This is a genomic window from Vibrio sp. 1CM24A (assembly GCF_023161725.1).
Taxonomy (GTDB): domain Bacteria; phylum Pseudomonadota; class Gammaproteobacteria; order Enterobacterales; family Vibrionaceae; genus Vibrio; species Vibrio coralliirubri.
On sequence record NZ_JALNTS010000009.1, the window covers coordinates 56,884 to 69,606 of the forward strand.

At 45.0% G+C, this 12,723-nt stretch carries 10 protein-coding genes; 1 reads left to right on the forward strand and 9 read right to left on the reverse strand.

The window, feature by feature from the left end:
- Positions 1 to 12: 12 nt before the first annotated feature.
- The 7 genes from pyrB to aspA all read right to left on the reverse strand — a co-directional run bounded on the left by pyrB (position 13) and on the right by aspA (position 10,498).
- Positions 13 to 942, reverse strand: a complete 930-nt coding sequence (gene pyrB, locus MSG38_RS19120; protein WP_004729720.1) for an aspartate carbamoyltransferase — start codon at positions 940 to 942, stop codon at positions 13 to 15.
- A gap of 485 nt (positions 943 to 1,427) precedes the next feature.
- The gene (locus MSG38_RS19125) at positions 1,428 to 2,438 is read right to left on the reverse strand and encodes an ornithine carbamoyltransferase (RefSeq protein WP_017063666.1); all 1,011 of its coding nucleotides are present in this window, start codon (positions 2,436 to 2,438) and stop codon (positions 1,428 to 1,430) included.
- A 148-nt stretch (positions 2,439 to 2,586) separates the two neighbouring features.
- Positions 2,587 to 3,498 (reverse strand): carbamate kinase, encoded by a 912-nt coding sequence (arcC, locus tag MSG38_RS19130; protein WP_048612384.1) that lies wholly within the window; start codon positions 3,496 to 3,498, stop codon positions 2,587 to 2,589.
- 72 nt (positions 3,499 to 3,570) lie between these two features.
- Positions 3,571 to 4,794 carry an arginine deiminase gene (arcA, locus tag MSG38_RS19135; RefSeq protein WP_017062724.1) on the reverse strand — a complete coding sequence of 408 codons (1,224 nt, stop codon included), beginning with the start codon at positions 4,792 to 4,794 and terminating at the stop codon, positions 3,571 to 3,573.
- Between the two features lie 805 nt (positions 4,795 to 5,599).
- Positions 5,600 to 7,048: a YfcC family protein gene (locus tag MSG38_RS19140; RefSeq protein ID WP_052880307.1), complete on the reverse strand. Its 1,449-nt coding sequence runs from the start codon at positions 7,046 to 7,048 to the stop codon at positions 5,600 to 5,602.
- 510 nt (positions 7,049 to 7,558) lie between these two features.
- Positions 7,559 to 8,866, reverse strand: a complete 1,308-nt coding sequence (locus MSG38_RS19145) for an anaerobic C4-dicarboxylate transporter (protein WP_248402414.1) — start codon at positions 8,864 to 8,866, stop codon at positions 7,559 to 7,561.
- A gap of 180 nt (positions 8,867 to 9,046) precedes the next feature.
- The gene (gene aspA / locus MSG38_RS19150; protein WP_019821539.1) at positions 9,047 to 10,498 is read right to left on the reverse strand and encodes an aspartate ammonia-lyase; all 1,452 of its coding nucleotides are present in this window, start codon (positions 10,496 to 10,498) and stop codon (positions 9,047 to 9,049) included.
- 284 nt (positions 10,499 to 10,782) lie between these two features.
- Here aspA and MSG38_RS19155 point away from each other — a divergent pair, with 284 nt between their 5' ends.
- The gene (locus MSG38_RS19155) at positions 10,783 to 11,307 is read left to right on the forward strand and encodes an FxsA family protein (protein WP_248402415.1); all 525 of its coding nucleotides are present in this window, start codon (positions 10,783 to 10,785) and stop codon (positions 11,305 to 11,307) included.
- A 176-nt stretch (positions 11,308 to 11,483) separates the two neighbouring features.
- Here the strand turns inward: MSG38_RS19155 and trmL are convergent, their stop codons facing one another.
- A complete protein-coding gene (trmL, locus tag MSG38_RS19160) occupies positions 11,484 to 11,963 on the reverse strand; it encodes a tRNA (uridine(34)/cytosine(34)/5-carboxymethylaminomethyluridine(34)-2'-O)-methyltransferase TrmL (RefSeq protein ID WP_248402416.1) in 480 nt (159 codons plus the stop codon).
- A gap of 83 nt (positions 11,964 to 12,046) precedes the next feature.
- Positions 12,047 to 12,664: a superoxide dismutase gene (locus tag MSG38_RS19165; protein WP_248402417.1), complete on the reverse strand. Its 618-nt coding sequence runs from the start codon at positions 12,662 to 12,664 to the stop codon at positions 12,047 to 12,049.
- Positions 12,665 to 12,723 lie beyond the last annotated feature (59 nt).

Consider the following 12,723-nt stretch of genomic DNA (forward strand, 5'->3'; position numbering starts at 1 on the left):
TGTTTCTCCTGCTTATAAAGTGTCGTTTAGAACTAGGGCTAATAGGGCTTCGCGAGCATACACACCGTTTTCAGCTTGCTCGAAGTAGTAAGCGTGTGGCGTTTTATCTACGTCGGTTGTGATTTCATCGACACGTGGTAGTGGGTGAAGCACCTTCATGTTTTGGCGTGCATCTTTCAGGGTATCGGCTGTTAGAATGTAAGCCGATTTCATGTGCGCGTATTCTGACGCATCAAAGCGCTCTTTCTGTACGCGAGTCATGTACAGAACATCAAGCTCAGGCACCACTTCTTCAATGCTGCTATGTGTGCTGTATTGGATGCCCATCTCTTCCAGTTCTTCACAGATGTAATCCGGCATCGCTAACACTTCTGGCGCGATAAAGAAGAAACGCACGTTGTTGAATTTTGATAGTGCTTGCGTCAATGAGTGTACGGTACGGCCATATTTTAGGTCACCAACGAATGCCACATTGAGGTTGTCGAGCGTGCCTTGCGTCTCGTAAATCGAGAACAGATCCAACAAGGTTTGTGTTGGGTGCTGATTGGCACCGTCGCCACCATTCACAATTGGTACACCGTTAGAGAACTCAGAGGCTAAACGTGCTGCGCCTTCTTGTGGGTGGCGCATCACAAAGGCGTCAACGTAAGAAGAGATAACCTGCACCGAATCGGCAAGTGTTTCGCCTTTTTTCGCCAGCGATGTGTTACCGCCATTATCAAAACCGATGACCGTGCCACCTAGGCGTTGAACTGCGGTTTCAAATGAAAGGCGAGTTCGAGTTGACGGCTCAAAGAAACAGCTCGCCACCACCTTATTTTTCAGCAGCTCTGGATTTGGTTCTGCTTTGAGTCTTGCGGCAGTATCGACGATAAGCTCCAGTTCATCACGAGAGAGCTCTGGAATGGAGATGATGTGCTTGTTAAATAACGAATGCGCCATAACGGGTCTTCCTTTTTCTATGCATACAGTCAAATTGCGGACAAAAAAAAAGCCCCCTAAAAATAGGAGGCTTCGAAACGATCAATAGAGCAAAATAAAAATGACACCAACGCCACTCTTTGGCGTGTAGTTTGACAATTATGTGCGACAGAATTGCGGTTCATTTTTTGCTCTCTTTAGACAAATTGCGGAGGATTATACTCAGATAAAAAGGCCATGCAATACTTTCTGTAAAGTATTCATTTAATGGATTTTTATGCGAAATAGTATCGATTTCTAGCTTCTATTTAAGCCTTTGTTGGAACTGCGAATCTCAGGCTTTTTCAGGTAATAATCTTTTCAAGGACATGAAAAAAAATGCGGGTTTTATCCAAGGTCAAAATCCCAAGAACGCCACCCGCATTTCCCTGTTATTGCACTTAGCTTGTCAATGTATTGCGAACAAGTGCGTGCTTAACTTTTTAACTTCGTAACTTTTAAATTTATTAGCTGCCTAGTGTCGCAACCATTACTGCTTTGATGGTGTGCATGCGGTTTTCTGCTTCATCGAACACGATTGAGTATTCAGACTCGACCACTTCATCCGTCACTTCTACGCCATCTTTAAGCTGCGGATATTCAGCAGCAAGTTGTTTGCCGACTGTTGTATCTTCGCCGTGGAAAGCGGGTAGGCAGTGCATGAATTTCACATGTGGGTTGCCTGTTGCTTTGATCATTTCCATGTTCACTTGGTAAGGCATCATTAGGTTAATACGCTCAGCCCATGCTTCTTTTGCTTCGCCCATTGATACCCAAACGTCGGTGTATAGGAAGTCACAACCTTGCACGCCTTCTTGAACATCTTCTGTTAGCGTGATTTTGCCGCCAGTGTGTTCTGCGATTTCACGACATTGAGCCAGTAGCTCTTCTTGTGGCCAGAATTGTTTTGGAGCAACAAGGCGAATGTCCATACCCATTTTCGCAGCGCCAACCATTAGAGAGTTACCCATGTTGTTGCGAGCATCACCTAGGTAAGCAAAGCTGATTTCATGCAGTTGTTTACCACGGCCGTATTCCGTCATGGTTAGGAAGTCAGCTAGGATTTGTGTTGGGTGGAATTCGTCAGTCAGACCATTCCATACTGGAACTCCAGCGTAAGCGCCGAGCTCTTCAACGATTTCTTGACCGAAGCCGCGGTATTCAATGCCATCGTACATACGGCCTAGAACGCGAGCGGTATCTTTCATTGATTCTTTGTGGCCAATTTGAGAGCCAGATGGGCCTAAGTAAGACACTCGAGCGCCTTGGTCGAATGCGGCAACTTCAAATGCGCAGCGAGTACGAGTTGAGGTTTTTTCAAAGATAAGCGCAATGTTTTTGCCAGTCAGTGTTGGCTGTTCGTAACCGTTGTACTTCGCTTTTTTTAGCTCCATAGAAAGATCTAACAAGTGTTGAATTTCGCGTGGAGTGAAATCTAGTAGTTTTAGGAAGTTACGATTGCGTAGGTTAAAAGCCATGATGTATTCCTTCTTAGATTTAGGCGCTTTCTTGTTACAGGGAAAGAAAATTCAAGAAAGCGCGATTCAATTTTTAAGTTAAATTTGTTCGGTTCTGTTTGTTTCGTTTAATTCTGTTTTTACTAGGTTATAGATGCTTGTTAGTGCGTTAACCTCTGGTGATATTGGTGCCCGCTTGGCCTTGCAGGATTTGCAAACCATCTTCGAGTGCACCGATACCTACAACCTTGCCGCCTTGCTGAATGAATTCGCACGACGCTTCAATTTTTGGCCCCATTGAGCCTGCATCAAATTCGAATTGCGCCAGTTCACTTGGTGTAGTGCTGCGCAGTGCGTGTTGAGTCGGTTTGCCCCAATCAAGGTAAACAGCGTCCGCGTCGGTCAAAATAAGCAGCGCATCCGCATCCAGTTGTTTCGCTAAGAAAGCCGCTGACATGTCTTTGTCGATAACTGCTTCAACACCCACTAATTTGCCGTTCTCTTTTTTCACTGGGATGCCGCCGCCGCCAGTACAAATTACGAGGTGGCCTGCATCGATAAGTTGGGTGATCGCTTCGTGCTCAACAATGCCTGTAGGGCGTGGGCTTGGCACAACGCGACGGAAGTGTTGGCCGTCTGGTTTGACGATCCAGTGGAATTTCTCCGCCAATTCACGCGCTTCCGCTTCTTCATAGATCGGGCCAATCGGCTTAGTTGGATCTGCGAATGCAGGATCGTTTGGATCAACGGTCATTTGCGTCAACATGCACGAGATGTTGCGGTTAGGCAGATAGTTCTTGAACTCTTGCATCAGCATGTAGCCGATCATGCCTTGAGTCTCACTGCCCAACACATCTAGCGGATATGGATTTACTTTTTTGTATTCCAAACCTTGCAGAGCCAGTAAACCAACTTGTGGGCCATTACCGTGTACTAGAACCACGTTGTACACTTTCGCGATTTCAGAGATGGTTTTAACCGCTGTTTCAATATTACGGCGTTGAACATCGGCTTCTAACGGCTCACCGCGACGAAGTAGGGCGTTACCGCCGAGTGCAACAACAACAGTTTGCTTAGTCATAATTGTGTTCTCTCATTTTGGCCAAGCTGAGATTATTTAAGATCGTTCAACTTGGCCGTTTCGTCTTAGTGATTAGATACCATCACGCTCAATTGGGCAGCTCATGCAGCGTGCGCCACCGCGACCGCGGCCAAGTTCGTCTCCTGGAATCGGAAGAACCGTGATGCCTGCTTTGTCGTATTTTTCATTGGTGTAGGTGTTGCCTTCGTAGCCAATCACGACGCCAGGTTTAACCGTTAGAACATTGTTTGCATCGTTCCACTGCTCACGCTCTGCATGGAAGTTGTCACCACCGGTTGTGATTAGGTTTAGCTTGTCTACGCCAAGTGCTTTTTCGATAGCTGTTACGAAGTAGCCCTCTTCTTTCACTTTCACTGCGCCAGACTCATCGCCAGTTAGGTTCCAACACTGCACGTCTTTACTCACCACTTCAGGGTAAACAGAGAACGTATCTTCGTTCATGTGCGTCATCACGGTGTCTAAGTGCATGCAAGAGCGGTGTTTTGGTAGCTGCATTGCGATAACTTGTTTCGCTTGACCGTGTTTGAATAGGCTAGATGCTAAGTGCTCAACACCTTGTGCTGTTGTACGTTCAGACATACCGATAAGCACCGTGCCACGACCGATTACAAGAACGTCACCGCCTTCAATCGTTGAGTTGTCATAGCTGATGTTTTCTTCATCGCCGAAGTATTTAATGAAGTCTTGGCCAGCGAATGTTGGGTGCCAGCGGTAAATAGCGCGAACGTGGTTGGTTTCACGTTGACGAGCTGGTTTCGCCATCGGGTTGATGGATACACCACCGTATACCCAGCAAGATGTGTCACGAGTAAATAGGTGGTTTGGTAGAGGTTCGATAATGAAGTCGGTTGGTGCGTGCATGCCTTGCATCATTGAAGACGATTTCATTGGCATCTCAGCGTAAGACAGACCGCCCGTTAGGATTTTTGCTAGCTCTAGGTTTGGTAAGTCGCCCAAGTAGCAACGCACGTCGTTAGCAAAAGTTTTGCCTAAGCGGTAATCAGAAACTTGATGATTCAAAAGCCAATCTTTCGCTTCTGGCACTGCTAGCGTGTCTGCTAGTAGGTCAGTAAGAAGAAGAACTTCAACACCTTGATCACGTAGCGTTTGAGTAAATGCGTCATGCTCTTTACCTGCACGCTCAACAGCCAGTACGTCATCAAATAGTAAATCGTGACAGTTAGAGGGTGTTAGGTGAGTCAGTGCGCGTCGTGGACGGTGGACTAGAACGCGGCGTAATTGACCTATTTCAGAACCTACATAGAACTTACTCATGATCGTCTCTCTCTTATATATTTGAATTACTTTTATCGCTAAGAGTAATTATTTATTTTCAGTTGAGAAGAATGAATTATTTATTCATATCTCTTGTCTGGAATTAATATTACGCCTGCTAGTCAGGTATTCTTAGAGATCTATCACAAATCGTTTTTTATCCCGCAGCCCTTTAAAATTAAGGGTTTTAACAAACTTTATGCACTTTCAGTCATGACTAATACATTCTAAATAGTTAGCAGTTAGGGAACTTTATGCACGCTTTTTTGACGAAACTTACTAGAATCTAATTTACGAGGGATTATATTCATAATAGTTTTATTGATAAGAGTGTACTTAGCTTGGAAGTATGCAGTGTTTTTATTTAGATATTTAATTTTGAATGTGGAATTAATTATTTATTAACAAAGTAAATGCGAATAAAGCTGTTGTGATCACATTTTAAAATCGGCTATTTAAGTGTGTTTTTTGATAAAAAAGGGCATTAACCCTCGTCTATTTATTAGGCTGTGAATTACTTTAAATATAATTAACGCTAATAAGTGACTAACTATTTGTTTAAACATCATGTTGAAAATAGAGTGTTATTTCATCAAGAAAATTGGATGTTAAAAAGTAGGATTGATTCTTCTATTGCAAGCACTTTGAGTTTGGCTGAGCTTGGCTACGAACAGAAGATACCTTGAATATCGCGTGTATGGCTTTGAGGAGCTGTTTCAGTAGCAGAGGGTTACATTGAGAGGGAACAATAAAAAAGCCGCTGTGAGAAGCGGCTTTGGATGAGATAGGTGTGAAGTGCTGGTAGTTAGATAAGCGCACCAATACTCAGTACAACAATGCAGAACACCATCAATATACCGACTAGTGGCATCACCCATTTAACCCAGCGCACGTAAGGGACGCGAGCAATCGCCAAGCCACCCATCACCACAGCGGAGGTTGGGGTGATTAGGTTCACCAAGCCAGATGCAGATTGGTACGCGGTGATAACCAGGTCACGACCTACGCCAGCAAAGTCAGCCAGTGGTGCCATGATTGGCATGGTAAGTACCGCTAAGCCAGAGGTCGATGGCACTAAGAACGACAGTAGAATCTCTAAGAAGAACATCACGTTAATGAAGATAACCGAAGAAAGCCCCGTTACCATCTGTTCTGCAGAGAAGAGAATGGTATCGGTGATCATACCGCGGTCCATCACCACTACGATACCACGTGCAATACCTATGATAAGCGCAACACCAAGTAGGTCGCGGGCACCATCAATGAAGCTGGTGGTAAACTCTTCTTCGCTCATACGAGCCACAATACCAACGATGATGGTTGCTGCTAGGAACATCGCTGAGATCTCAGCCATCCACCATCCAGCAACGGATACACCGTAAATCATCACAGCGAACGAGCCACCAAAAATGGTCAGAATCAGTTTGCGAGTCGCGGTGAATTCAAGTTTTTCGCCGCTCGCATTACCTAAGAAGTGCGCTTTGTTCTCTTCGTATTTGTCGTAGACAATTGATGTTGTTGGATCGGCTTGAACCATTCTTGCGTAACGCATCACGTAGGCAACACAAATACCCCAACCAATAATCAACATCGCAATGCGCAACACGATACCGTCTGTAAATGGAATACCAGAGGCGTTGGCAGCGATCACGGTTGCGAATGGGTTAATCGTTGAACCCAGCACCCCAATACCTGCGCCAAGCAGCACGGTTGCAGCGGCAACTAGAGGGTCAAAGCGAGCTGCCATCATTACCGGCACGAGCAATGTATAGAAGGGAAGTGATTCTTCGGCCATGCCGTAGACGGTACCACCTGCGGCAAACAGCGCCATCAGTATTGGTATCATTAGCTCTTCTCGCCCTTCTAAGCGGGCGGTGACGCGTTCGATACCGGCATCAATGGCACCCGTTTTGGTTACTAGCCCTAAGAAGCCACCAATGATTAAGATGAACAGCGAAACGTCGATAGCCGCCGCTTCATAGCTATTGTGGTCATAGAAGCCATCAATAGGCGCGAGCAGTACATCAATCACGCCTTGAGGGTTACCTTCTACTGCTTGATAGGTTCCGGTTACGGGTACTTCTCGGCCCAACTCTTCATTCATTGCACGGTCGTATTGGCCTGCTGGAACAATCCAGGTAAGCAGAGCGACGAACGCAATCAGAATAAATAGAATGGTGTAGGCAGAAGGGAATTTAAAGTTGGCAAAGAAGCCGCCCTTTTTTTTCTCGCTTGGTATCGTTTGAGCTGTCATGGCTATCTCCTTACATCATCTTAAATAGAAGTGATGTGAATTAGCGACTAATGATTTATAGATTGTAAATACACAGACACTTATAAAGCACTCAACGATATAAAGTTGCTGACTTTAAATTAAGTTTGTTTTTATATTTACTAATCCAAATGAAGTTAGATTTAATTTAGCTGCGGTTATTTTATTCCTTACTTTGGTATTTAAGTTTGGTGCTGTTCACAAAAATAATGGCTAATGAACGGGCTGAAAAATGGCAGAAAATCGTCTAGGTTTTTTGGTTAGTTAGCTTGGATTAATATTCGTTGTGGATTAACTGGAAGTGGAAGAAGATTGATTTGATAGGTGTTGTTTATGATCGATTTGAATAATCTTGGAATTTTATTCAAACTTTATTTTTAGGCGGTTCTTAAAGTTTATAATGGTTATTTGATGCGTATCAAATAACACATTGAGCAGAAAACAAAAAAGGAAGCCGAAGCTTCCTTTTTAATGTTCAATCACCAGCGAATGTTAGATAAACAGACCGCCGAATGCGAAGCCTAGTGCTACCGCAGTACTGATTGTTACCACACCTGGAATGAAGAATGGGTGGTTGAATACGTAGTTACCGATACGCGTTGAGCCTGTGTCATCCATCTCAACAGCTGCTAGTAGCGTAGGGTAAGTTGGAAGTACGAACAGCGCACTTACCGCAGCAAAAGAAGCAACGGCTGTTAGTGGTGCTACGCCAATCGCTAGTGCTGCAGGCATCAGTGCAACCGTTGTTGCGCCTTGAGAGTAAAGCAGCATAGAAGCGAAGAACAGAACAAGAGCCAGCATCCATGGGTAGTCAGCCAGTAGAGCGCCTGCTACATCTTTGATTTCAGCAACGTGTGCGTTTACAAACGTTGAACCTAACCAAGCCACGCCAAGTACACATACACATGCCGTCATACCAGAACGGAACGTTGGTGCTGAAGAAATCTTCGCTGCATCAATCTTAGTGAACATCACGATAGCCGCTGCTGCTGCCAGCATCACAGACATGATCGCTTCGTTACGACCTAGCGCTGGGTTTTCAATTAGGCCAACAGAGCTAGAGATAGCCGCTGCGTAACAAACCACGAAACCAATCGCTGCTAGGAAGATGTACGTTGCTTTCTTCGCTGTTGGAAGGATTTCACGTTTCTCTTCTGTCGCCAGTTTGATTAGGCCTTTCTCTAGACGCTCTTGGTAAACAGGATCGTCTTTCAGTTCGCTACCCATGTAGTTAGCAACAACCGCACCAACCATACAAGCGATGAAGGTTGTTGGGATACAAATCATCAATAGCGTTAGGTAATCAACACCAAATGGCGCCAACATTGCTGCGAAAGCCACAACTGCAGCCGAGATTGGCGAAGCTGTGATAGCAATTTGAGAAGCGACAACTGCGATAGACAGTGGACGAGAAGGACGAACGCCTTGGCCTTTCGCTACTTCTGCAATAACAGGAAGCGTAGAGAATGCTGTGTGACCAGTACCCGCCATCAGTGTCATTACAAAGGTCACAATCGGCGCGTAAAAGGTGATGCGTTCAGGGTGTTTACGCAAAAAGTTTTCTGCAATTTGTACCAACCAGTCCATACCGCCAGCAACTTGCATTGCAGCAATTGCGGTGATAACTGACATGATGATCAAGATTACGTCGATCGGGATGAAAGATTGGCTTGTTGGAACGCCAAGAATAAGTGAAAGGGCAATAACACCAGCACCACCGGCAAAACCAATACCGATACCGCCAATTCTGGCCCCCAAAAAGATAAAGAGCAGGACGACAAACAGTTCTACTGCAATCATAAGTAACACCTCATTTAGATTTTATTATGTGAACATTCGCCGCTGGAATGTTCACATAATAGTTCTATGGTTTAGATTCAATTTTGCAAAAGCGCAACCAACGGAAATCCACAAAATAATCATGGTTAACCGTATTGGAGCCTAAAAAAGGGCTCCGTTTGGAGCCCTTTCTCGCTAACTTTATTCGTAGCGCTTCGCTTTATACTGAGGATGCATCAAATTTTCAACAGAGAAAATGTCATCAAGTTCTTCTTCGGTTAATAAACCGCGCTCTAGAACCACATCACGAACGCTCTTACCTGTCTCAGCACAGATCTTACCAACAATGTCACCCTCGTGGTGGCCAATGTATGGGTTTAGGTAAGTGACGATACCGATAGAGTTAAATACGTGTGATTCACATACTTCTTTGTTCACTGTAATGCCGTCTACACACTTGTCGCGTAGGTTCACACAAGCGTTTGTTAGGATGTCTAGAGACTCAAACATGCTTTGTGCAATAACGGGTTCCATTACGTTCAGTTGCAGTTGACCGCCTTCTGCAGCGAAAGAAACCGTGTTGTCGTTACCTAGAACTTTGAAGCAAACTTGGTTTACTACTTCAGGAACAACTGGGTTTACTTTAGCAGGCATAATTGAAGAGCCGGCTTGCAGTTCAGGTAGGTTTAGCTCGTTCAGACCAGTACGTGGACCTGAAGAAAGCAGACGCAAATCGTTACAAATTTTAGACAGTTTCACAGCTAGACGCTTAAGTGCGCCGTGCGTCATTACGTATGCGCCACAGTCAGATGTTGCTTCGATTAAATCTTCAGCCGCTACACACTCTAGGCCAGTTACTTCTGCTAGGTGTTTAACTGCTAGGCCTTGGTAACCTGGTGCTGCGTTCAGACCTGTACCGATAGCCGTTGCGCCTAGGTTTACTTCAAGTAGTAGTTTTGAAGTGTATTCTAGGTTTTTGATTTCTTCATTGATGGTTACAGCCCAAGCGTGGAACTCTTGGCCAACCGTCATTGGAACTGCGTCTTGAAGCTGAGTACGACCCATCTTCAAAATCGTGTTGAATTCTTGGCTCTTAAGCTCGAATGCACCTTTTAGGTATTCGATCGCATCAATCAGTTTACGAACGCTGTTGTAAACAGAGATACGGAAGCCAGTTGGGTAAGCACAGTTTGTAGATTGGCTGCGGTTTACGTGGTCATTCGGGTTGATGAACTCGTATTGGCCTTTTTCTTTGCCCATAAGTTCAAGAGCCACGTTCGCAACAACTTCGTTTGCGTTCATGTTTACAGAAGTACCAGCACCACCTTGGAAAACGTCCGATGGGAACTGATCCATGCACTTGCCCGTGTCTAGAATTAGGTCACAAGCTTGGATGATGTATTTAGCCACTTCGCTTGGAATTACACCTAACTCTTTGTTTGCTAAAGCCGCCGCTTTCTTAGTCATCACCATACCGCGAACGAATTCAGGTACATCTGAGATCGTTACATTTGAGATGTTGAAGTTTTCAACTGCGCGTAGAGTGTGGATGCCGTAGTAAGCATCAGCCGGAACATGACGTTGACCTAATAGATCTTCTTCGAGACGAGTAGCTTGAGGAGCTTCAACTTGAGCTTCTGATTGAGTAGCCATAACAGGATCCTTAGAGAATTATTCTGATTATATAGTTAGTTATTAGCCTATTCTGTGTGCAAATACTCCGTTCGCTAGAATATTGGGCTGATAAATCCGTCCTGACTTATGTGGCACATGATACTGTACTTAGCGCATAAAAATATTAAGTGGATCACCTTTTTCGGTTTTGTTTAGTCAATATTTTGCAAAGTTATTCTTGGTCAATAAACACGCTTATTTACAGGATAAATTTGAGATTGTTAGGGCTTTCAGCGTAAACTGCAAGTAACAAAGGAGGGCGTGTGTTTCCTATCTTATTATTACTATTTATCTTCGTACCCATCATTGAGATTGGGCTATTTATTCAAGTTGGTGGCTTCTTAGGATTGTGGCCAACTATTGCGTTGGTTTTGATCACTGCATTTGTGGGTGCATCGTTGGTTCGTAGCCAAGGCATTCAGACACTTATGTCTGTGCAAGGTCGCTTGCAACAAGGCGAAATGCCAGCACAACAGATTCTTGAAGGCGTGATGCTTGCAGTTGCCGGTGTATTGCTGCTGACTCCGGGTTTTATGACGGACGCACTCGGTATGTTGGTATTACTGCCAGCACCAAGAGCGATGATTGCCAAGAAAATGATGGAAAAAATGGTCGTGACCAATATGTCTGGTGGTTTCCATACCGGTGGACAAGCTGGTTTTGGCCAGAGCCCATTTGGGCAAGACCCATTCAATCGCGATCCATCTGACCAATCAAAAGACGGCAACACCTTTGAGGGTGAGTTTGAGAAGAAAGACGACGACAACGATCGTAACCGCTTAAACTAATTAATCTTTTCTCTCTTTATATAGAGGAAAAACAGAAAAGGCTCTTACCTTTATCCTTCGCAAGAAAGTGATAATGGTAAGAGCCTTTTTTTATTGTCTGTCGCCTGCTATTACTTACTTTTTACTGTTGATAACAGATAACAGATAACAGATAACAGATAAGCTTGAGTGTTCGGTTATACCGCGCCTTCAAAACCCATTTGTCGCCATGCTTCAAACGCAATGATTGCCACTGCGTTAGACAGGTTGAGGCTGCGCGCGTCTGGCATCATTGGAATACGAATACGTTGTTCCATTGGCATGCTTTCGATGAACTCAGCAGGCAGGCCGCGAGTTTCTGGGCCAAACATCAACACATCACCTTGTTGGAATTTCACATCAACGTGGTGGCCTGTCGTTTTAGTGGTGCAAGCAAAGATGCGGAAGTCACCCTCGCGTTCATTCTCAAGATACTTAAGGAAAGCTTCTAGGTTCTTGTGACGCTTAACTCGTGCAAGGTCGTGGTAATCCAAGCCAGCACGACGGACCTTCTTCTCTTCAAAATCAAAGCCTAGCGGTTCAATCAGGTGCAGGTTTGCGCCGCAGTTAGCACATAGGCGGATGATGTTACCCGTATTGGGTGCAATTTCTGGTTCGTATAGAGCGATATCAAACATGTTGGTTCACAAGAATAATCAAAGATAGCCCGAGTATACGGTGGCAAGCTGAGTGAGTACAGTTCGCCACCGTCACCATTCTCTTAAGCTTGGTTCGCTAGTGCTTGCGCGTAGTTTTCAGATACTGCATTCCAATTCACCACGTTCCACCATGCATTGATGTAATCAGGGCGACGGTTTTGGTAGCTGATGTAGTAGGCGTGTTCCCAAACATCGAGCGCAAGAATCGGTTCGCCATCACTGGCTACGGTATCCATCCACGGATTATCTTGGTTCGAGGTTGAGATGATCTTCAGTTGTCCTTGCTCTACCACTAGCCAAGCAAAGCCCGAACCAAAGGTATTGATCGCTGCTTGAGCGAACTGATCTTGGAATGTCTCGAAATCTCCGAAGGTATTCTTGATAGCCTCGCCAAGCGTGCCTGTCGCTTCACCACCGCCGTCTTGCGACATGCAGTTCCAATACAAGATGTGATTGTAGTAGCCGCCGCCATTGTTACGCACGGCCGGGCTGTGCTGAGAGATGTTGGCGAAGATCTCGGTCAGAGATTGCTGTTCTAGCTCGCTGCCAGACACCGCCGCAACAAACTTATCGTAGTAGGTTCTATGGTGCTTGCTGTAATGCACTTCCATCGTCTTAGCGTCAATGTAAGGTTCTAGGGCATCGTAAGCGTAGGGTAAAGCAGGGAAAGTGTGCGACATGGTAAATCCTCCATAATTAGAGGATTTACCATAATGATAATAACAATCATTATCAACTA

Bases quoted from the DNA above. Each gene is read 5' to 3' on its own strand.
- arcA (WP_017062724.1), bottom strand. From the start codon at position 4,794: ATGAGTAAGTTCTATGTAGGTTCTGAAATAGGTCAATTACGCCGCGTT.
- trmL (WP_248402416.1), bottom strand. From the start codon at position 11,963: ATGTTTGATATCGCTCTATACGAACCAGAAATTGCACCCAATACGGGT.
- MSG38_RS19140 (WP_052880307.1), bottom strand. From the start codon at position 7,048: ATGACAGCTCAAACGATACCAAGCGAGAAAAAAAAGGGCGGCTTCTTT.
- pyrB (WP_004729720.1), bottom strand. From the start codon at position 942: ATGGCGCATTCGTTATTTAACAAGCACATCATCTCCATTCCAGAGCTC.
- MSG38_RS19125 (WP_017063666.1), bottom strand. From the start codon at position 2,438: ATGGCTTTTAACCTACGCAATCGTAACTTCCTAAAACTACTAGATTTC.
- aspA (WP_019821539.1), bottom strand. From the start codon at position 10,498: ATGGCTACTCAATCAGAAGCTCAAGTTGAAGCTCCTCAAGCTACTCGT.
- MSG38_RS19145 (WP_248402414.1), bottom strand. From the start codon at position 8,866: ATGATTGCAGTAGAACTGTTTGTCGTCCTGCTCTTTATCTTTTTGGGG.
- MSG38_RS19165 (WP_248402417.1), bottom strand. From the start codon at position 12,664: ATGTCGCACACTTTCCCTGCTTTACCCTACGCTTACGATGCCCTAGAA.
- arcC (WP_048612384.1), bottom strand. From the start codon at position 3,498: ATGACTAAGCAAACTGTTGTTGTTGCACTCGGCGGTAACGCCCTACTT.